The organism is Streptomyces sp. SirexAA-E, from assembly GCF_000177195.2.
Lineage (GTDB): Bacteria > Actinomycetota > Actinomycetes > Streptomycetales > Streptomycetaceae > Streptomyces > Streptomyces flavovirens.
Map to the genome: position 1 here is coordinate 3415149 of NC_015953.1, position 20862 is coordinate 3436010.

16 protein-coding genes are annotated in these 20862 nt (G+C 73.4%); 4 read left to right on the forward strand and 12 right to left on the reverse strand.

Going from position 1 to position 20862, the window contains the following annotated elements; all coding sequences use genetic code 11:
• Positions 1-82: 82 nt before the first annotated feature.
• Positions 83-1474 (reverse strand): aspartate aminotransferase family protein, encoded by a 1392-nt coding sequence (locus SACTE_RS15170; protein WP_014046909.1) that lies wholly within the window; start codon positions 1472-1474, stop codon positions 83-85.
• Positions 1475-1736: 262 nt separating this feature from the next.
• Here SACTE_RS15170 and SACTE_RS15175 point away from each other — a divergent pair, with 262 nt between their 5' ends.
• Positions 1737-3542 carry a serine/threonine-protein kinase gene (locus tag SACTE_RS15175; protein ID WP_014046910.1) on the forward strand — a complete coding sequence of 602 codons (1806 nt, stop codon included), beginning with the start codon at positions 1737-1739 and terminating at the stop codon, positions 3540-3542.
• A 44-nt stretch (positions 3543-3586) separates the two neighbouring features.
• Here SACTE_RS15175 and SACTE_RS15180 read toward each other — a convergent pair whose 3' ends face one another.
• Positions 3587-5053, reverse strand: coding sequence for a helix-turn-helix domain-containing protein (locus SACTE_RS15180; RefSeq protein WP_026358981.1), 1467 nt, complete (start codon positions 5051-5053; stop codon positions 3587-3589).
• A 373-nt stretch (positions 5054-5426) separates the two neighbouring features.
• Here SACTE_RS15180 and dnaN point away from each other — a divergent pair, with 373 nt between their 5' ends.
• Positions 5427-6548 (forward strand): DNA polymerase III subunit beta, encoded by a 1122-nt coding sequence (gene dnaN, locus SACTE_RS15185; protein WP_014046912.1) that lies wholly within the window; start codon positions 5427-5429, stop codon positions 6546-6548.
• 31 nt (positions 6549-6579) lie between these two features.
• Here the strand turns inward: dnaN and SACTE_RS15190 are convergent, their stop codons facing one another.
• From SACTE_RS15190 to SACTE_RS15200, 3 genes are all read right to left on the reverse strand, one after another.
• The gene (locus SACTE_RS15190; protein WP_014046913.1) at positions 6580-7071 is read right to left on the reverse strand and encodes a hypothetical protein; all 492 of its coding nucleotides are present in this window, start codon (positions 7069-7071) and stop codon (positions 6580-6582) included.
• Positions 7072-7171: 100 nt separating this feature from the next.
• Positions 7172-8059 (reverse strand): glycoside hydrolase family 19 protein, encoded by an 888-nt coding sequence (locus SACTE_RS15195; protein WP_014046914.1) that lies wholly within the window; start codon positions 8057-8059, stop codon positions 7172-7174.
• A 290-nt stretch (positions 8060-8349) separates the two neighbouring features.
• Positions 8350-9207 (reverse strand): glycoside hydrolase family 19 protein, encoded by an 858-nt coding sequence (locus tag SACTE_RS15200; RefSeq protein ID WP_026358980.1) that lies wholly within the window; start codon positions 9205-9207, stop codon positions 8350-8352.
• Between the two features lie 283 nt (positions 9208-9490).
• Here SACTE_RS15200 and SACTE_RS35420 point away from each other — a divergent pair, with 283 nt between their 5' ends.
• Positions 9491-11827, forward strand: coding sequence for a serine/threonine-protein kinase (locus tag SACTE_RS35420; RefSeq protein ID WP_014046916.1), 2337 nt, complete (start codon positions 9491-9493; stop codon positions 11825-11827).
• A gap of 75 nt (positions 11828-11902) precedes the next feature.
• Here the strand turns inward: SACTE_RS35420 and SACTE_RS15210 are convergent, their stop codons facing one another.
• The gene (locus SACTE_RS15210; protein ID WP_014046917.1) at positions 11903-13186 is read right to left on the reverse strand and encodes an adenylosuccinate synthase; all 1284 of its coding nucleotides are present in this window, start codon (positions 13184-13186) and stop codon (positions 11903-11905) included.
• A gap of 186 nt (positions 13187-13372) precedes the next feature.
• Between SACTE_RS15210 and SACTE_RS15215 the strand changes: the two genes are divergently transcribed.
• Positions 13373-14230: a hypothetical protein gene (locus tag SACTE_RS15215; RefSeq protein ID WP_014046918.1), complete on the forward strand. Its 858-nt coding sequence runs from the start codon at positions 13373-13375 to the stop codon at positions 14228-14230.
• Between the two features lie 165 nt (positions 14231-14395).
• On the opposite strand, the gene SACTE_RS15220 is transcribed toward SACTE_RS15215, so the two are convergent.
• The 6 genes from SACTE_RS15220 to SACTE_RS15245 all read right to left on the reverse strand — a co-directional run bounded on the left by SACTE_RS15220 (position 14396) and on the right by SACTE_RS15245 (position 20779).
• On the reverse strand, positions 14396-15601 hold the full coding sequence (locus SACTE_RS15220; RefSeq protein WP_014046919.1) for a cytochrome P450: 1206 nt from the start codon (positions 15599-15601) through the stop codon (positions 14396-14398).
• Between the two features lie 48 nt (positions 15602-15649).
• A complete protein-coding gene (locus SACTE_RS15225) occupies positions 15650-16318 on the reverse strand; it encodes a response regulator transcription factor (RefSeq protein WP_014046920.1) in 669 nt (222 codons plus the stop codon).
• Positions 16315-17634 carry a histidine kinase gene (locus tag SACTE_RS15230; RefSeq protein WP_026358979.1) on the reverse strand — a complete coding sequence of 440 codons (1320 nt, stop codon included), beginning with the start codon at positions 17632-17634 and terminating at the stop codon, positions 16315-16317. The genes SACTE_RS15225 and SACTE_RS15230 overlap by 4 nt, the downstream gene beginning before the upstream one ends.
• Positions 17635-17745: 111 nt before the next feature.
• Entirely contained in the window at positions 17746-18621 is an 876-nt protein-coding gene (locus tag SACTE_RS15235; protein ID WP_014046922.1) for an alpha/beta hydrolase, read from the reverse strand.
• Positions 18622-18750: 129 nt separating this feature from the next.
• Positions 18751-19938, reverse strand: coding sequence for a kynureninase (gene kynU / locus SACTE_RS15240; protein WP_014046923.1), 1188 nt, complete (start codon positions 19936-19938; stop codon positions 18751-18753).
• Entirely contained in the window at positions 19931-20779 is an 849-nt protein-coding gene (locus SACTE_RS15245) for a tryptophan 2,3-dioxygenase family protein (RefSeq protein WP_014046924.1), read from the reverse strand. Before SACTE_RS15245 ends, kynU begins: the two co-directional genes overlap by 8 nt.
• Positions 20780-20862: the final 83 nt, after the last annotated feature.

Genomic DNA, 20862 nt, shown 5'->3' on the forward strand with positions numbered 1-20862 from the left:
GTTCTCGGCTTGGGTCACCTTAAGCCAGGTGGTCTGCCCGGATCCGGGCACGGGGAGGGGCGCCGTCACCTCCCGCGACGCGTCACACCCCCTCCACGGTGTGCTCGTCGGCGACGAAGAGGGCCGCGTCCAGGACGGCGAGGCCCTCCTTCGCCTCCGCCTCGGTGAGGGTGCAGGCGGGGACCACGTGGGTGCGGTTCATGTTGATGAAGGGCCACAGCCCGTTCTTCCGGCAGGCCGCCCCGAAGGCGGCCATCGGTGCGTTGGCCTCGCCCGTCGCGTTGTACGGGACGAGGGGTTCGCGGGTCTCCCGGTCGCGCACCAGCTCCAGCGCCCAGAACGCTCCCAGGCCCCGGACCTCGCCGACGGACGGGTGGCGTCCGGCGAGCTCGCGCAGGCCGGGGCCGAGGACGTGCTTTCCCAGGTGCGCGGCGTTCTCGACGGTCTTCTCGTCCTCCATGACGCCGAGCGTGGCGACGGCCGCCGCACAGGCCAGTGGATGACCTGAGTAGGTGAGCCCGCCGGGGTAGGGGCGGGTCTCGAAGGTGGCGGCGATCTCGGCGTTGATCGCGACCCCGCCGAGCGGCACGTAGCCGGAGTTGACGCCCTTCGCGAACGTCATCAGGTCCGGTACGACGCCGTCGTGGTCGGCCGCGAACCACGCGCCGGTGCGCCCGAAGCCGGCCATCACCTCGTCGAGCACGAAGACGATCCCGTACCGGTCGCAGATCTCGCGGACCCCCGCGAGGTAGCCGGGCGGCGGGGGCATGATGCCCGCCGTGCCCGGGATGGTCTCCAGGACGACGGCGGCCACCGTCGACGGGCCCTCGAACGCGAGGGTGTCCTCCAGGTGCTGGAGCGCGCGGGCGCACTCCTCGGCCTCGGTCGTGGCGTAGAAGGGCGAGCGGTAGAGGAACGGCGCCCAGAAGCGGACGACCCCGGCCGAGCCGGTGTCGGACGCCCAGCGGCGCGGGTCGCCGGTCAGGTTGATCGCGGTGGAGGTGGCGCCGTGGTAGGAGCGGTAGGCGGAGAGCACCTTCGTACGCCCGGTGTGGACGCGGGCCATCCGGACGGCGTTCTCGACCGCCTCGGCGCCACCGTTGGTGAAGAAGATCTTGTCCAGGTCGCCGGGGGTGCGCGCGGCGATCATCCTGGCGGCCTCGGAGCGCGCCTCGATGGCGAACGCGGGCGCGAACGTGGCGAGCTTCCCGGCCTGTTCCTGGATCGCCGCGACCACGACGGGGTGCTGGTAGCCGATGTTGGTGAAGACGAGGCCGCTGGTGAAGTCCAGGTAGCGGTTGCCGTCGTAGTCCCAGAAGTACGCCCCCTCGGCGCCGGCGACGGCGAGCGGGTCGATCAGGCCCTGGGCGGACCAGGAGTGGAAGACGTGCGCGCGGTCGGCGGCCTTGACGGCCGCCCCGGCCTCGGGGTCGACGTACGGGACACGGGGCGCGCGAGGGGGCTGAGGGGTCATGTGGCGAGCGTAGGCGGGTGGGCGGCGCGGCTCCACGGCCTCCGCCCACGGCGTGGGGGCCGCTCGGCACGTGCCGGGCGTTTTCCGGCAGCGGTACGGCCCGGTACGGTGCGCCGCGGCACCACGGGGGGCGTCCGGCGGGGCGTCCGGTCCCCGTCCGCGACGGGCCCGGCCGCGCCCAGGGGCTGGGCCGGGGCGCCGGGAGCGCCGCTATTCTCGGTGTACGGCCGTGCTCCACGGCCGCACGGGGAGGAAGCGCACCATGGAGAAGCTGGGCTCCGGCGATCCGCAACGCATAGGCCGGTACCGGCTTTTGGGGCGTCTCGGCGCGGGAGGGATGGGCCAGGTGTTCCTGGCCCGGTCCGACCGGGGCCGCACGGTCGCCATCAAGCTCGTCCGGCCCGACCTCGCCGAACAGCAGCAGTTCCGCGACCGCTTCCGGGCGGAGGTGCGGGCGGCCCGCCGGGTGGGTGGCGCGTGGACCGCACCGGTGCTGGACGCGGACACCGACGCGGCGGTGCCGTGGGTGGCCACCGGTTACATCGCGGGCCCGTCGCTGCACCGGATCGTCTCGGGCCGTCCGGGCGCCCCGGCGACCGCCTCCGAGGCGTACGGTCCGCTTCCCGGACACTCCGTCAGGGTGCTGGGCGCCGGGCTCGCGTGCGCCCTCCAGGACATCCACCGCGCCGGGATCGTCCACCGGGACCTCAAGCCCTCCAACGTGCTGGTCACGATCGACGGCCCCCGGGTCATCGACTTCGGCATCGCCCGGGCGCTGGACACCGTCACCGAGGACGGCCTCACCCGCACGGGTGCGCTGATCGGCTCCCCGGGGTTCATGTCGCCCGAACAGGTGCGCGGTGAGCGGGTGACGGCCGCGTGCGACGTGTTCTGCCTCGGTTCGGTCCTGGCGTACGCGGCCACCGGGCGGATGCCGTTCGGGGGCGCGGACAGCGGGGTGCACGCGCTGATGTTCCGGATCGCGCAGGAGGACCCGGACCTCACCGGCATACCCGTGGACCTCGTCGAACTGATCCAGGACTGCCTGACGAAGGACCCGGGGGCGCGGCCGTCCACGGACGACGTCCTGGAGCGGCTGGGCGAGACGGAGACGGCGGAAACCTGGCTCCCGGGAGCGCTGACGGCCCAGCTCGGCCGGCAGGCGGTCGGCCTCCTCGACGTCGAGGACCCGCAGGACCCGCACGAGCCCCCGCAGGGCCCGCCGGAGGCGCCGCCGCAGCCCTCCCCGGCGCACAGCGGTCCGCCCGCTCCCGAGCCGCCGCACCCCGCCGCCCCTCCCGGCCCCGTGGCGACCGCCGTCCCCCCGGTGGCGGCACAGAGCCCCGGGGCACCGCCCGGTGCCGGGCAGCCGCAGCCCGCCCGGGCCGTCCCGTCCGCGCCGCCCCCGCCCTCGTACGGCTACCCCCAGCCGCCGCCACCGGCGTACGCCCACGGCTACGGGCCGACACCCCCGTACGGCCCGTCCGCACCGCCGTTCCCCACCCCCGCGCCCGTCCCGGCGCCGGAACGCCGACACACGGGGGCGGCCGTCACGCTGGTGCTGGTGGCGGTGCTGGTCGCGATCGGGGCAGGGTGGACCGTCTTCACCTTCATGAACGGCGCCGACGACCACACGACCGCCTCGCCGACCCCGACCCCGACCGGCGGGGCGTCCACGGATCCCTCCGCCGACGGGCAGTCCGGCGACGGGGCCCTGCCCGCCGGTTACCTGGGTACCTGGGCCGGTGTCATCGACAGCGGGGCCGGGTCGTCCACACGTCGGCTCGTGATCCGGCAGGGCGGGGTCGGCGACACGGTCCTGTCGCTCACCGCCGAGGGCCCGCTCGCCACGGGCGGCTCCTACCACTGCGTCTTCCAGGCCGAGTTGCGGACCACGCCGACGTCCGGCTCACCGGTCGACATCGGGCCCTCCCGGGTCACGTCCGGCGCTCCGGCCTCGTCGTGCACCCCCGGCAAGCCGACCGTCCTGACACTGCTGCCCGACGGCAGCCTGCGGCGTGAGATCCCGGACACCGGCGAGAGCCTGACGTACACACGGACGGGCTGACCTCCGCCCCGCGCCGCGGGGTGTTCCGGAGCCTCTTGACGGCCTCAGGCCACGAGGTCCGCCGCCCGGAACGCCATCCACAGGTCGTAGCGCGCGCTCGGCGTCTGGAGCAGGGATCGGTGCAGCACCGATTCCAGCCGGACGAGCCGCTTGCGCGTCCCCGGTACGGAGATCCCCAGTTCGGCCGCCGTCGGGCCGAGCTGGGCCTCGCACCGCAGCCAGGTGCGCAGCGTCTCCTCGGCGGTGCGGCCGGCCGGGGCGAGCTGCCGCAGTTGCTGGGCCGCCCAGTTCTGGATGCCGGGGCCGCACAGCACCTCGTCGAGGTCCGGCACCGCCCCGTGGTCCCGGCGGGGATCGGCGCGGTGCGAGGCCGGCGCCGCCCTGACGCAGAGGGCCAGGTCGAGGGCGGCCTGGTCGCCGAGGCGGGTCAGGTCCAGGCCCAGCAGCTCACCGATCAGCTTGAGGCGGGCCGCCAGGGTGTTGCGGTGGATCTTCAGGTGCTGGGTGGCGTACGAGGAGAACGCCAGCCAGGAGGCCAGCGTCGCCGCGAGTTCCTGGCTGCCCGGGTCCTGGGAGCGGCGCGGCAGGTGGGTGAGCAGCGGGGCGAGCAGCGCGTCCGCCCAGCGTGCCCCGGCGGCTCCGACGACGAGGGCCGGTTCGGGCGCGGAGCCGAACCGGGCGTGCCGGTCCGGGAGTCCACGGGCCACGGCGAGCGCGTGGAAGGCCTGGCGGTAGGCGGCCGCGGTGTCGGTGAGCGGTACGTCCTCGCTGACGCCGACGACGCAGTCGGCCACCAGGTCGGCCACGGTCCGGTCGAGCGGCGTGCCCTCCCGGGTCCCGTCCGGTCCGGGTCCCGCCTCCGGCTCCGCCGGCGTGATCAGGATCAGGTGGCGCGCGTACACCGGGCACCGCACGATCCACGTCCGGCCGCCGGAGGCGTCCGCACAGATCCGGGCCACCTCGTCCCGCTGCCCGCCCGAGCACTCGACGACGCAGACCCGGACCGGGTCGGGAAGCTTCGGCCGCAGCGCGCCCGCCACCTGGTGGGCGATGGAGAGCTGGCCGGTCATCAGCAGGTGGAGCACCGCCTCACGTCCCCGGAACTCGGCCAGGTCGACGCGCCGCCGCTTGCGTTCCACGGTCTCCGCCGCCCAGGCCAGGCCCAGCGGCATCGTCGCGTCGGCGAGCAGGGTGGCGAGCCCGGCGGGCACCGGGCGGGGGGCGACGACGGCGAGAAGGGTGTCGCGGCCCTCGGACGCACTGTCGAGGGGGAGCAGCAGCGCCGTGCGCCCGCCGGTCTCCAGCGAGTAGGCGCGGGCACCGCGCACCGTCAGTTCCCGCGCGGCCCGGGACGCGAGTCCCGCGGCGTCCTGCCCCGGCCACCGGGCCGTTCCGGTCACCGCCTGGAGCACCGTGCCGTCGCCGTCGAGGAGCCCGGCCCAGCCGTCGGCGCGCCGGGCGAGCCAGCGCAGCAGGTCCGGCGATCCCCCGGTGCGTGCCAGCCGGTACATCCGCAGTACGTCGTCGGCCCGTTCCCGCGCGCGCACTCGTCCCCCGCTCTGCCTACCGAACCGGAGTGCAGGGTACCGGTCCGACTGTGCGGTCTGATACCCCCTGAACACCTCACCGTGCGAAGTGAATCTCCCGGCCGACCGCCCGCTCCCCCTAGAGTCCCGAGGGTGTTCCGGGACGTTCCGGAGGCGTCGGGGGACGCCGGGGAACGCCCGCACGGGGGACACCGCAGGGCGTCGGCTGACGCCGGACGGCTCGGCGGCAGCGGCCCACGGGGGTGGTCGCTGTCGTCGGCCACCGCCGATTGTCAGTGGTGCCGCTTAGCGTCGGTTCTCGACCGCGTCGTATCGCCGGACGAGAGAGGCCCCTGCCGTGGAATTCCTGAGTGAGCGTGGCGCGTTGGCGGAGTCCGTGGCGTGGGCCGCCCGGGTGCTGCCGGCCCGGTCCCCGGTGCCCGTGCTGGGCGGTCTGCTCCTGGACGCGTCGGACGGGCGGCTCCGCGTCTCGGGACTGGACTTCGAGGCCTCCGCGGCCGTCGAGGCGGAGGCGGCCACGGTGCGGCCCGGCAGGGTGCTGGTCATGGGGCGCCGGCTGCTCGACATCTGCAAGGTGCTGCCGGACGGGCCGGTCCGGTGCGCGGTGGAGGGGTCCCGGTTCACGGTGACGGCCTCCGACGCCCGCTTCGGTCTCTCGGTCCTGCCGCTCGACGACTACCCGGCGCTGCCGCCCCTCCCGGAGCTCCGCGGGGCGGTGGACGCCGGGGAGTTCGCGGCGGCGGTCGCCGACGTGGCGGTGGCCGCGGGCCGGGACGACACCCTGCCGGCGCTCACCGGCATCCGGCTCCGGCTCGACGGCTCCACGATGACGCTGGCGGCCAGCGACCGGTACCGCTACGCGGTGCGCACGCTGCCCTGGAAGGCGGCCGACCCCGAGGTGGCCGCGGACGTCCTGGTGTCGGCCCGCCGCCTGACCGAGATCGCCCGGACTCTGGCCCGGTCCGGCCCGGTCGGCGTAGCGCTGGACACCGGATCGGTCGGCTTCGAGCACGCCGGGGCCCGGACGACGGTGCGTCTGCTGGACGGCGGACTGCCGTCCCACGACACGCTGTTCGCGCTGGCGGACCCGGCGGTCGCGGTGACGGACCGGGCCGCGCTGGTGGAGGCCGTCAGACGCGTCTCCGTCGTCGCGGACGGCGGCAGCCCGCTCCAGCTGACCTTCACCGGCGGCCCGGACGCCTCGGTGCTGCTCCAGGCGGGGTACGAGGACGACGTGGCCTCTCAGCGGCTGCCGGCCACTCTGGAGGGGGCCGACGGGATGACGGTGGCCTTCAACCCCGCCTACCTCATGGACGCGCTGTCCTCCTTCGAGGAACCGACGATCCGGCTGAGCCTGATGGGGGCGGGCCGGCGCGCGATGGTCACGGCCGGCGAGGACACGCCGGACACGGCCGCGCACCGGCACCTGCTGATGTCCGTGAAGCAGTCCGTGCTCTGAACCCACCGTGGCGCGTCGCCCGGAACGGCCCTCAACCGGGCAGCGCGGCCGCCTCGCCGACGGCGGCCAGCAGCCAGATGGGGAACTCCGGGTCGGCCTGCCCGACGGTCAGCCCCAGCCACTTCCCGCCGTCCGGTTCCCCGGAGGGCGGACGCCAGACCTGCATGCTCCCGGCCAGATTGCTGAGCTGTCCCAGCGGTTCGGCCACGGGACCGTCCTCCTGCGCCAGATACGGCCAGAGGTCGACGGTCTCCGGCTCGCCCCAGCGCTCGGTCAGCGCGGTGGCCACCGCGCTGAACTCCGCCTCGGTCTCCTCCTCCGACTCCTCCGCCCTCTCGGTGGACCGGTCGTCCCAGAAGTCCTTCCCGGCCCGCAGGATGAGCAGGTGGTGCCCGGGCCCGCTGCTGCGTACGCCGTTGTCCTCGCTCTCCTCACCGGCCGGGAAGGGCCGGGCGAGGATGTCGTCGATGAGGGCGAGCGAGGCGTCCGGGCCGGTCGGTGGTGTGCCGCTGTCCGTGGTCATGGTGGGTGATCCTGCCAATCGCCCGGCCCGGAGACCGAATCGGGGGGCGTGCCCGGCCGTCGCCGGGTGCGCCCCCTTCTTCCTCGGGGTGGGGCCGAGCTCAGCAGCTCAGGTTCGAGCCGGGCGTGGTACCGAGGATCTGGACGAACGACTGGTAGGTGTTGACGCGGCTCTGGACCTGGCCGGGGTTGCCGCCGTTGCACTCGATGCTGCCGTTGATGGACCGGATGGTCTCACCGAATCCGGAGCCGTTGACGATGGCGTTGTGGGGCGTCATGGTGCCGGGGCCGGACTGGGTGTTCCAGTACCAGAGGCCGGTCTTCCAGGCCACGGAGGCGTTCTGCTCCACCTGCCAGGGGTTGCCCAGCAGGTCGATGCCGAGGGCGTCACCGGCCGCCTTGTAGTTGAAGTTCCAGCTGAGCTGGATGGGGCCGCGGCCGTAGTAGGCGGCCTGGCCGGCCGGGCAGCCGTAGGACTGGCTGGTGTCGCAGTAGTGCGGGTAGTTGGCGGTGTTCTGCTCCACGATGTGGACCAGGCCGCCGGTCTCATGGCTGACGTTGGCGAGGAACGCCGCCGCCTCCTGCTTCTTCACGGTGTCGCTGCCGGTGTTGGCGAAGGCGGGGTAGGCGCTCAGCGCGGCGGTGAGCCCGCTGTAGGTGTAGAAGGAGTTCCGGCTCGGGAACATCTGGTTGAACTGCGCCTCGCTGACGACGAAGCCCGAGGGGTTCGGGTCGGTGCCGCCGCCGCCCGAACCGCAGGCGCCCTGGTCGGCCCAGACGTCCGAGGTGCCCGGACGCTCGTTCTGCGTCCACCACTTCGCCGACCAGTTGTGCCCGTTGTACGAGGCGGAGCCGCCGCCCGTGTACACGGACGAGGCGTTCCAGGCCGGGGCGCAGGTGGCCGCCGAGGCCGTGGCGGCGGGGAGGAAGACGAGCGTCGCGACGACCGCGGCCAGCGCGGTGAGCAGGCCCATGACGCGTCTGATCACGTGATCAACTCCTTCGGCGCGGCGCAGCCGGGGGCGCGCCGCCATGGGGGGTGTCCCACACTCAAGCCAGATGGTCTGAACCTGTCAAGGTCTAGACCAAAGCTCGCCGTCGGGCCGGCCGGCCGCGCGGGCGCCCCCACGCGGACCCTGCACGCCCGGCAGGGCCCTCTCAACTGGCCTTACCGGGCGTGCCGTTGACCTATCGCGCCGTGACGCCCGTACGGTAAAACCTTCCGGCCTGTCCAGCATGTGGGACGCCGCCATGCCGCCGCCTCCCCCGGAGGCACGCGTCAGCAGGTGAGCCCGGACCCCGGGGCCGTACCGACGATCCCGGTGATCCGCTCGTACCTGGCGACCCGCGACGCCACCGACTCCGGGTTGCCGCCGTCGCACTCCAGCGCGCCGTTGAGCGAGCGGATGGTCTCGCCGAAGCCCGCACCGCCCACCATCGCGTCGTGCGAGGTCATCGCGCCGGGGCCGTTCTGGGTGTTCCAGTACCAGAGGGCGGTCTGCCAGGCCACCGACGGGTCCCGCTCCACCAGCCACGGATCGTTCAGCAGGTCCAGGCCGAGGGCGTCACCGGCGGCCTTGTAGTTGAAGTTCCAGCTGAACATGATCGGGCCGCGGCCGTAGTACGCCTCGCGCCCCGCCGGACAGCCGTAGGGCTGGGTGTCGTCGCACTTGCGCCCGTAGTTGGCTTCGTTGATCTCCTTGACGTACCGCAGTCCGACCGACTCGAAGTCCGCGTGCGTCAGGAAGGCGGCGGCCTCCCGCGCCCGGGTCTGCGGCGTCCCGGTGTTGGCGAACCGCGGATAGGCGTGCAGCGCGTCGATGAGCCCCTGGTAGGTGTAGAAGGGGTCGCGCTCCGGGAAGATCGCGTCGAACTGCGCCTCGCTGACGGCGAAGTCCGACACCCCTCCCGTACAGGCACCCCGGTCCGCCCAGACGGTGGTGGCGCCCGGGTTCTCGTTCCGCGTCCACCACGTGGCGCTCCAGTTGCGCCCGTGGTGGGAGACGGTGCCGCCGGCCGGATACGCGGTGGTCGCGCTCCAGAGCGGGGCGCAGGGTGATGCCTCGCCGGAGGGCGCGGCGGCCGCGGCCCCAGCCGCTCCGGGAAGGAAGGCGGCCGTGGCGACGACGGCACTCAGGACGGTCAGGAACCTCTTGATGCGTTTCAGCGCTGCTCACTCCTTCGGCGCGGCGCGCCGAGCACCTCAGCGGGCCGACTTGACGTGCCGGCCACTCAATCCCTGCTGGTCTGGACCTGTCAAGGTCTAGACCAGCAGGGAGCCCTCGCGCAGGCAGCCCTCATCCCCCGTACGAGCAGCCGCCATCTCCCGCACGGGCCGGCCCCGCGGCTCGCGTAACGGAACGGCACCAGCGGCCGCACTCCGCCCACCTGCGGCGCAGCCTCTGTGCGAGGATCCGCTCGTGGACCAGCTGACACATGACGACCCGTCACACATCGGCCCGTACCGCCTCCTTGCCCGGCTGGGCGCGGGCGGGATGGGTGAGGTGTATCTGGCGCGTTCCGGCGGTGGCCGGACCGTCGCCGTCAAGCTCGTACGCTCCGAGCTCGCCACGGAGCCCGAGTTCCGCAGGCGCTTCGCCCAGGAGATCGCGGCGGCCCGCCGGGTCGGCGGGAAGTGGACCGCGGCCGTGCTGGACGCGGACACCGACGCCGCCGCCCCCTGGGTCGCGACGGCGTACGTCCCCGGGCCCTCGCTGCACGCGGTGCTCGCGGGGCGGACGGAGCCGCTGCCGGAGCGCTCGGTGCGCATCCTCGGCCACCGGCTCGCCCAGGCGCTCACGGCGGTCCACGCCGCCGGGCTGATCCACCGCGACCTCAAACCGGCCAACGTCCTGGTGACCATCGACGGTCCCCGGGTCATCGACTTCGGGATCGCCCGGGCATTGGACGCGGTGACCGCCGACGGCAAGCTGACCCGTACCGGAGCGGTGATCGGGTCGCCCGGATACATGTCTCCCGAGCAGGTGCGCGGTGAGGTGCTCACCCCCGCCGGTGACGTCTTCTCGCTGGGCTCGGTGCTGGCGTTCGCCGGTACGCGGCGGCATCCGTTCGGCTCTGCGGAGAGCGGCATGCACGCGGTGATGTACCGGATCGCCCAGGAGGAGCCCGATCTGACGGGGCTCCCCGAGGCGCTGACCGAGCTGGTCGGGGCGTGCCTGGCGAAGAACCCGGCCGACCGCCCCACGCCCGAGGAGGTGGTGTCCCGCACCGAGGAGGTGGCGCGTGACACCGAACCGTGGCTGCCGGCCGGTCTGATCGCCGAACTCGGCCGCAAGGCCGCCGAACTGCTGGACTCCGACGGTCCCGGGCACCGCGCCCCGGCCCGGCCGGCCGGTCCGCCCCCGGGCTCCACGCCGCCGCCGCCCAGCGCGCCGCCCGCGGCGACCGGTGTGACGCCGCCCCCGCCGACCGCGGCGCCCACGACAGGGGTGACGCCCCCGCTCCCGGCAGCCCCGCCCACTCCCCCGCCGTCCTCGGCACCTCCGGCGTTCCCGGCTGCCCCGCCGACGCCCCCGCCCTCCACGGCCCCCGCGGCACTGTCACCGGCGGCGCACACACCGCCGCCGGCCGCCGCACCCGCCTCGGCACCGCTCCCCGGCCCGGACCGGACACCGCCCCCGGCGTCCGCCACCCCGGCGGCGGGGGGCCCGGTGGCATCCGGCGCCCCGGCGCCCGGTCCCGGGCACGGGTCCGCGGTGCCGCCCCCGCTCGGTGTCTTCGGCGCCCCCCTCACCACCCCCGCCGACATCGGCGGACCGCCGGCCCACCCGCGGCCGGGCCCGGTGTCCCCGCCCGCACCCCGCCGCCGGCGTACGGGCCTGATCGTGGCCGCCTCGGTCGCCGCCGTGGCGCTGCTCGCGGGCGGCATCACCTACGCGGCCTCGCAGTTCGGATCGGACGAGTCCGGCGGCAAGGACGGCAAGGCGGCCGGTTCGGCGAGTTCGCCGGCACAGGAGCGGACACCGTCCGCCGAGCCGTCCGGGTCCACCGGGGAGGCGTCCCCGTCCGCCGCGGCCGCCGACCCGACCGGCGCGGTGGAAGGCGTCATCGCGTCCGAGTACCTGGGTGTCTGGGAGGGGGTCGACAAGGACAGCGACGGTGACACCACCGCCGTCCGACGCCTCACCATCACCCAGGGCAACGTCGGCGCCGACGTCGTCACCACGTTCAACTCCTTCGACTCGTCGCTGTGCACCGGCTCCGGCGAACTGATCTCCTTCGACAACCTGATGGTGGTGGAGACGCGGATCACCTCCGGCATCCCCGACGGACAGTGCTCGGGCGGCGGGCGGCGGACGATCCGCACCTCCGACGACTCCACCCTCACCTGGACCGACGACGAGGGCGGAAGCACCGTCCTCTCCAGGGCCTCCGAGAGCGAGACCCCCATTCCCGCGGAGTTCCTCGGCACCTGGGAGTCCGTGGCCACGGGCGGTTCGCCCTCCACCGACAGGTCCACCCTGGTGCTGAGCCAGGGCGCCTACGGCAAGGTCGTCGCCAGATACGTCCAGGACGGGCCGTCCTACCACTGCGAGGACGAGAGCGTCCTCGTCTACGCCAACAGCAGGGAACTGCGCCTCGGCCCGCAGGTCAACATGGTCGCGGAACCCGAGGACGGCTGCGAGGACGGCAATTCCCGCCTGGTGCGGATGAAGGGCGCCGACGGGCTGACCCTCACCTGGGTGGGCACGAACGACGAGGACGACGCCCCGGCCACCTACCGGCGCAAGGGCTGAGCCCGGCCCCGGCACACGGCGAAGGGCCCCCGGCGAGCGCGCACGCGCACACCGGGGGCCCTTCGGCCACGGCTCCTACAGGAAGGAGTTGATCTCGATGGTCTCGGTCCGGCCGGGGCCGACACCGATCGCGGAGATCGGGGCGCCGGACATCTCCTCCAGCGCCTTCACGTACGCCCGCGCGTTCTTCGGCAGGTCGTCGAAGGTCTTGGCCTTCGTGATGTCCTCGGACCAGCCCGGCAGCATCTCGTAGATCGGCTTCGCGTGGTGGAAGTCGGTCTGGTTGTACGGGAGTTCCTCGACACGCTTGCCGTCGATCTCGTACGCCACGCACACCGGGATCCGCTCCCAGCCGGTCAGCACGTCCAGCTTGGTGAGGAAGAAGTCGGTGAGGCCGTTGACCCGGGTCGCGTACCGCGCGATCGGGGCGTCGAACCAGCCGCAGCGGCGGTCGCGGCCGGTGGTGACACCGCGCTCGCCGCCGATGCGCCGCAGCGCCTCGCCGTCCTCGTCGTGCAGCTCCGTCGGGAACGGACCGGCACCGACACGCGTCGTATAGGCCTTGAGGATCCCGATGACCCGGCTGATCTTCGTCGGGCCGACGCCGGCCCCGGTGCAGGCGCCGCCCGCGGTCGGGTTCGACGAGGTGACGAAGGGATAGGTGCCGTGGTCGACGTCGAGCAGCGTGCCCTGGCCGCCCTCGAAGAGGACGACCTTGCCCTCGTCGATGGCGTCGTTCAGGATCAGCGTCGTGTCGGCGACGTACGGCTTGATCTGCTCCGCGTACTGGAGCATCTCCTCGACGATCTTCCCCGACTCGATCGCGCGCCGGTTGAAGACCTTGGCCAGGAGCTGGTTCTTCTGCTCCAGCGCCGCTTCGACCTTCTGCTCCAGGATCGACTCGTCGTAGAGGTCCTGGACGCGGATGCCGACCCGGTTGATCTTGTCGGCGTACGTCGGGCCGATGCCGCGCCCGGTCGTACCGATCCTGCGCTTCCCGAGGAAGCGTTCCGTCACCTTGTCGACGGTGACGTTGTACGGAGTGATCAAATGAGCGTTGCCACTGATCAGGAGCTTGGACGTGTCGACGCCACGCTCGTTCAGACCGCTCAGCTCGGAGAGCAGGACCGCCGGGTCGACGACGACACCGTTACCGATGACCGGAGTACATCCCGGCGACAGGATTCCGGAGGGGAGGAGATGCAGTGCGTACTTCTGGTCGCCAACGACCACCGTGTGGCCGGCGTTGTTGCCGCCCTGGTAACGCACCACATAGTCGACGGATCCACCGAGGAGGTCGGTGGCCTTCCCCTTGCCCTCGTCACCCCACTGAGCACCGAGCAGCACAAGTGCGGGCACAGGCGTACACCCCTTCCGGGCGGGGCATGTCCAAGGTCAGGGGGCGTACGTAAAGGTCGTACCTGCCGCACGACGATGTACGGCACAGCCTGAGCCGTCGAACCGGGTGCCCCGGAATAGACGAAGCCCCTGGCGCAATAGCGCAAGGGGCTCTTGCACCAAGATGCTACCCGAGGAAGGACCGAGGTGTCGGCTGCAGAGCCCCCCGGCGACGGCGACCACCAGCTACTCGTACTCATCGACCCCCTGGCGCGCCGCAGCGACGGCGAGTCGGTCCGCATCGCGAAGGACGTGCTGAGCGCGGGCGCGGACGTGAAGATCTGCCTCCCGGACGGCCCGGAGGAGTTCGCCCGGGCCCTGTCCCGAAGGGGTTCCCGCAGGCCGGTGGTGATCGGTGACGACCGTGCCCTGCTGCGGGCGGTGACCCAGCTCCACCGGGAGCGGGAGCTGGCCGGCGGGGCGCTCTGCCTGGTGCCGGTCGGTACCGCGCCCTCGCTGGAGCTCGCGCACACGCTGGGCGTGCCCCGGGGCGCTGTGGCGGCGGCCCGGGCGGCGCTGGAGGGCACCGCGCGCCGGCTCGATCTGCTGGTCGACGACAGTGACGGCGTCGTCCTGGGCGACCTGCGCATCCCGGCCCCGGAGCCGGGCGACGGCTCGAACCACCCGGGCGTCACGGCGGTCCGGGACACCTGGCGGACCCTGATAACGGCCCTGGTGCGCCCCTCCCCGCCCCTGCCGTCCTCCGTCCTGCCGCCCCGCGCGCACCGGCTGCGGGTCGAGGCGGACGGGGTCCTGCTGAACGATCTGGACCGGCCCGTCGAGGGCCTCTCGGTGACCCCGCGGGGCGACGGCCGCCCGGCGGACGTGGTGATCCGCACCAGCTGCGGCGAGACGGTCACAGCCGTGGCCGAGGCGGTCACGGTCTCGGGCCCGGACTTCCGCTACCGCGCCGACATACAGTCCGCGGGCCCGGTCCGCACCCGCACCTGGACGGTGCGCGCGGGGGCCTGGGGGCTGGTGCTGCCGGTGGCGCCCGGGGGATGATCGGCGCCTGACGGGGGACGGACGGGGCCGCTGTGCGGGAGGCGGGAGACGGCCGAACCGACGGGGACCGCACCGGCGGGGGCCTCGGTCCGGCCCCTCAGGACGTCATGCCCCGGAACGGAGACCGGACCCGCCGCCCCGGAACGGAGACCGGACCCGTCCCCCTCAGACCTCGACCAGCAGCTCCCGCAGCCCCCGGATCACGAATCCCGGCTTCCACTCCGGCTCGGCGGTCGGCCGCATCCCCGGTGCGCGGCGCAGCAGGGCACCGAACGAGGCCGCCATCTCCAGTCGGGCCAGCGGCGCGCCCAGGCAGTAGTGGATCCCCGCCCCGAACGAGATGTGCGGGTTGTCCTGCCGGGAGAGGTCCAGGGTCTCCGGGTCCGAGAAGCGCTCCGGGTCCCGGTTGGCCGAGCCGAAGAGCAGGGCGACCTGTGAACCGCGCGGGATGACGGTGCCGGCCACCTCGACGTCGTCCAGGACCCAGCGCGCGAACATGGGCACCGGGGTGTCGTAGCGCAGCAGTTCCTCCACGGCGGTGGGCAGCAGTCCGTGGTCGGCGCGCAGCAGCGCCAGCTGCTCCGGGTGCCGGAAGAGCACCCGCCAGCCGTTGGCGGTCGCGTTGACCGTCGCCTCGTGGCCTGCGTTCAGCAGCAGCACGCAGGTCGAGACGATCTCCTGCTCGGTGAGCCGGTCGTCCTCGTCGTGGGCGGCGATGAGCGCGGTGATCAGGTCCGGGCCCGGGTTCGCGCGCCGGGCCGCGATCAGCCCGCGCAGATACGCGGAGAACTCGACCGACGCCCGGACCGCGGCCCGTGCCGTCTCCTCGGGCGGGTTCAGCTCGAACATCCCGCAGATCGCCGCCGACCAGGGCCGCAGCAGTGCGCGGTCGGTCTCCGGGACGCCGAGCATCTCGGCGATGACGGCCACCGGCAGCGGTTCGGCGACGGCGGTGAGCAGGTCGCCGCCGCCCTCCGCCACGAACGCGTCGACGAGTCCGGCGGCCAGCCGCTCCACGGTCGGGGCGAGCTCCTCGACCCGGCGGGGGGTGAACGCCTTGGCCACCAGCCGCCGGATCCGGGTGTGGTCGGGAGCCTCCAGGTCGAGGATCCCGTTCCCGTTGAGCGTGTGGAACGGTTCGTGGGCGGCGGGCGGCGCGGCGAGGCCGAACTCGTCGTGGGTGAAGCGGTGCAGGTACGTCCGGCCGAGCCGCCGGTCGCGCAGCAGCCCGGACACCTCCGCGTGGTGCGGGATCAGCCACTGCCGGGTCGGCTCGAAGTAGTGCGCCCGGCCGGTGGCGCGCAGGGCGGCGTACGCGGGGTACGGATCGGCGACGAACGCCGGCGACCAGGGGTCGAAGGACACGTGCATGGGCCGACGCTACCCGGGTGCGGCCGGGGTCACCCGGGTGCGGCCGGGCTACCCGGGGGTGACCAGCCGTGCCTCGTACGCGAACACGGCCGCCTGGGTCCGGTCCCGCAGCCCCAGTTTCACCAGGATCCGGCTCACATGTGTCTTGATCGTCGACTCGGCGACGATCAGGTGCGAGGCGATCTCCTGGTTGGACAGGCCTTGGGCGATCAGCACCAGCACCTCCGTCTCCCGCTCGGTGAGGTCACCGATCCGGGCCATGGCGGGCGGCCTGGGCGCCGTGGCGATCTTGGAGAACTCGGTGATCAGGCGCCGGGTGACGGTCGGCGCGAGCAGCGCCTCCCCGGACGCCACCACCCGTACGCCGTCGGCGAGCTGGCGGGCGGAGGCGTCCTTCAGCAGGAAGCCGGAGGCCCCGGCGCGCAGTGCCTGGTACACGTACTCGTCGAGGTCGAAGGTGGTCAGGACGAGCACCTTGGCGTCCGCGTCGGCGGCGACGATCTCCCGGGTGGCCTCGATGCCGTTGAGCTCGGGCATCCGGATGTCCATCAGGACCACGTCGGGCCGCAGCGCGGCGACCTGTGACACGGCCTGCCGGCCGTCGACGGCCTCGCCGACGACCTCGATGCCGGGCATGGCGTTGAGCAGCACGGAGAAACCCTCGCGGACCATCATCTGGTCGTCGACGATCAGCACCCGGATCGTGGACTCGCTCACGCCGCCACCTCCTCCTCTGTGTGCTCGCGCTCCGCGGGCACGGGCAGGAACACCGCGACCTCGTAGCCGCCGTCCTCGGTCGGTCCGGCCGTCATCTCGCCGTTCAGCATCGCCACCCGCTCCCGCATCCCCGTGACGCCGTGCCCGGCCCCCGGCGAGGGCTTGACCAGCCCCTTGGCGGGTCCGTTCACGACACGAAGGCCGAGGCCGCCGAGTACGTACCCGATCTCCACCTTCGCGGACGCGCCGGGGGCGTGCCGGAGCGTGTTGCTCAGCGCCTCCTGCACGATGCGGTACGCCGACAGCTCGACGCCCTGCGGCAGGGTGCGGACCGCGCCGGTGACGGTCTTCTCCGTCTCCAGCCCGGTCTCCCTGACGTTGTCCAGCAGCCGGTCGAGCTCCGCCAGGGTGGGCTGCGGGGCGTCCGGGGCCTCCTGGTCGTCCGCCCGTACGACGCCGAGGACCCGGCGGAGCTCGGTGAGCGCGGCGACCGCGTTCTCGCGGATGGTGGCGAAGGCCTGCTCCAGCTCGGGCGGCGGGTTCTCCACCCGGTAGGGGGCGGCCTCGGCCTGGATCGCGACGACGGACATGTGGTGGGCGACCACGTCGTGCAGTTCGCGCGCGATGGTGGTGCGCTCCTCCAGGAGAGTGCGCCGGTCGCGTTCGACGGCGGTGACGGTGCGCTGCACGGTCACCTCCTGCTTCGCGTCCCGGCGGGTCTGCACCACCGTCACGACGAGCAGGGCGAACGCGGAGACGAAGGCCATGGCGAAGGTGGTGGAGGTGGAGGAGTGGCCGCCGATGTTCTCCAGGAAGGAGCCGACGACCAGGGTGACGAACCACATCCAGGCGGCGGCAGGCGGACGGGTCCGCGCCGCGGCGACGATCAGCACACCCAGGTGGCAGGCGAAGGCGGTCGCCCCCCAGGGCCAGCCCCCACTGCCCACCACGGCCACCACCGGGGTCGAGGCGATCGACACCCAGAAGGCGAGCACGGGACGGACCAGCGTCATCAGCAGCGTGGCGGCCGGCAGGAACGCGGTGATGACGGTCGCGATCCCGAACGGGGAGTAGCTGTTGGCCGCGAAGACGCCTTCCGTCAGCGAGATCAGAGCGACCAGGCCCACCACCGCGTGCGGGAACCAGACCACACCCTTCCGGACGGTCTGCGGCAGTCGCCGGATCACCGGTCCGTCGGTGCCCAGGGGGCCCAGGGGGCGGTAGTCGAGCACGTTCTGGAACAGCTCCTGCCGGAGGCTCGCTATCGCCCCTGCGGCCACCCGGCGTTCCGGGCTTCTGGTCTTGGTCTCGGTCACGTTTCCACGGTAGGCGGCGGCCGGGCCGAGGTCGTCAGCAGTGGTGCGGATCCTGTGGCGTCCGTCGCAAGTACTACCGGGCGGACACGGCGGCGGGCCCGGGTATCCGGTCTACCAGGCCAGCTGGGCGATCTCCTCGGCCGCCACCGCACAGGCGTCCGCCGACGGGTCGATGAGCGCGAAGTGGCCGACCTCGTCCAGCACCGTCAGTCCCACCAGCTCACCCGCCTTCGCCGCGGCGTCCACGAACGCCTCGGTCACCGCCTGCGGCACGGTGAGGTCCCAGCTGCCCTGTACGACGGCGGTCGCGATTCCGGTGGGAAGCAGCAGGGCGGGGTCGACGTGCACCCGCCGCTCCTCGAAGTACTCCTCGCCGCCGAGGAGTTGGTGGAGGGCCCCGGAGCACACGTCCTGCTCGGCCGCGCTCTCGAAGTCGCCGATCGGGGCGAGCGCGACGACTCCGCGCAGCGGTGGCGGCGCGGGCAGCCGCCACGGGGATCCCTGCGGCAGCACGTGCCGGGCGGCGGCCCACAGCGCGAGCTGCCCGCCGGCCGAGTGCCCGGTGACCACGGTCCTGCGCGCATCGGCCTGCGGCAGCTCCCGGGCGGTCAGCCCCGGCAGGGCGTCCATCGCGGCCGCCACGTCGTCGAACGTCTCGGGCCAGCGCCCCGCGGCGGGTCCCTCCGCGCCCCGGCGCGGGAGGCCACCGCCGCGCCGGTACTCCACACTGGCCACCGCGAAACCGCGTCGCGCCAGGAAGTCCGCGAACGGCGACACATGGCGCCGGTCGTACGGGGCACGCCAGGCGCCGCCGTGCAGCACCACGACGAGCGGGGCGCCGTCGCGGCCGTCGCGCGGGGCGAAGAAGTCGATGACCTGGTCGGGGTGGTCGCCGTAGGCCGCGGACCGGTCCGGGGCGACCTCGGGGTGCCCGAAGGCCGACTCGGTCTCGGCGGCGTCCCGATCACGCGCGGCAGAATCCGACATGCTGCTCCACCCGTCCTCCGCATGAGCCCAACTGGGCCGAACTGCGGGGACGGTATCAGGACGAGGACGGGCCCGGTCGCACCCCCGTCCGGGGAACGTGCGACCGGGCCCGTCCCGTGCGTACGGCCGTTACGCCTCCAGCACCTCGGCGAGGACCCGCGCCGCCCGCTCCGCGTCCGCGAAGCCGACGTACAGCGGGGTGAAGCCGAAGCGCAGGATGTCCGGTCGGCGCAGGTCGCCGACGACTCCGCGGGCGATGAGCGCGCCCATCACCTCGGCGGCGCCCTCGCACCGGAGCGAGACCTGGCTGCCGCGCTCGGCGTGGGCGGCCGGGGTGACGGAGGTGACCCGGCCCTCGGGGACGTACGCCTCGACGCACTCCAGGAAGAAGTCCGTCAGCGCCAGCGACTTGGCGCGCACGGCCTCCATGGTGACGCCGTCCCACACGTCGAGCGACGCCTCCAGCGCCAGCATGGAGAGGATGTCCGGGGTGCCGACCCGGCCGCGCACCGACCCCTCGGCGGGGGTGTAGCCCAGGTCCATCGCGAACGGGTCGGCGTGCGAGGTCCAGCCGGGCAGCGGTGAGTCGAAGGCTGCCTGGTGGCGCTCGGCGACGTACAGGAAGGCCGGTGAACCGGGGCCGCCGTTGAGGTACTTGTAGGTGCAGCCCACCGCGAGGTCCACCCCGTGGGCGTCGAGCCCGACGGGCAGGGCGCCCGCGCTGTGGCACAGGTCCCACACGGCGAGGGCCCCCGCCGCGTGGGCGGCGGCGGTGAGACCGGGCAGGTCCTGGAGCCTGCCCGTGCGGTAGTCGACGTGGTTGAGCAGGACGAGCGCGGTACGCGGACCGAGCGCCGCCGGTACGTCCGACGGGTCGGCCACGACCAGGCGGTGGCCCGTCATCCGGGCCGCCGACTCGGCGATGTACCCGTCGCTGGGGAACGTCGTCGCGTCGAGCACGATCTCGTCCCGGTCGCCGGGGGCGAGACGGCTCGCGGCGACGACCGCCTTGAAGACGTTCACGCTGGTCGAGTCGCCGACCACGATCCGTCCGGGAGCGGCCCCGACCAGCGGCGCGATCCGGTCGCCGATCCGCTCGGGCGCGGTCCACCAGCCGCTCTCGTCCCAGGAGCGGATGCGCAGTTCGCCCCACTGGCGGGCGAGGACGTCCCGCATGCGGTCGGGAACGTGGCGGGGCAGCGCGCCCAGCGAATTGCCGTCCAGGTAGACGGTGTCGTCGAGGGTGAACAGCTCCCGGCACGGGGCCAGTGCGTCGGCGGAGTCGAGCGCCTGTGCGCGCTCCTTCAGGTCAGACATGACTACGCGCCGTCCACAGCTCGGGGAACACGCTCTTGGTGGCCCGCTTCTCCAGCCAGGCGACCCCGGCCGACCCGCCGGTGCCGGTCTTGGAGCCCATCGCGCGGCGGGTGGCGGTGAGGTGGTCGTTGCGCCAGCGCCAGACCAGTTCGCCGACGTCGGTCAGCACCTCGCCGAGCCGTACGAGCTCGTCGTTCTGGTCCGGGTTGGCGTAGATCTCCGCCCACACGGCCTCGACCGCGGGGGACGGCTCGTACTTCTTCGACAGGTCCCGCTCCAGCACCGACTGCGGCACGGCGTACCCGCGCCGGGCGAGCAGGGCCAGCGTCTCGTCGTACAGACCGGGCTCGTGCAGCGCCTTCTCCAGCTCGGCGTGGACCCGGGGCGCGCCCCGGTGCGGCACGAGCATGGACGCGGACTTGTCGCCGAGCAGGAACTCCATCCGCCGGTACATCGCCGACTGGAATCCGGAGCCCTCGCCGAGCGAGCCTCGGTAGGAGTTGAACTGGGCGGGGGTGAGGCCGGCCAGCGGCTTCCAGGAGGCGTTCAGCGCCTCCAGCTCCCGCAGCGAGCGCTTGAGCGCGTCGCGGGCGACGGGGACACGGTCCTCACGCAACGCGTGGGCGGCGGTCTCCCACTCGTGGACGATGACCGTGAACCACAACTCCATGACCTGGGTGGTGACCAGGAAGACCATCTCGCCGGGATCATCCGAACGCAGATGCTGGAGGTGGGTCAGGACGTCCGCCTGGACGTAGTCCTCGTACGGGGTCGTTCCCGCGAAGTCGAGGTGCGGGGTGTCCGCACCGGTGGCTTCGGGGTCGGGGTGAAACGTCGACATCGCTGTCTCCTCGACACAAGCTTCCGGGTAGCGGTCCGCCCCTTCCTGTGAGGTGGTGGAGCTCCGGTCCCCTGTCCGCATCC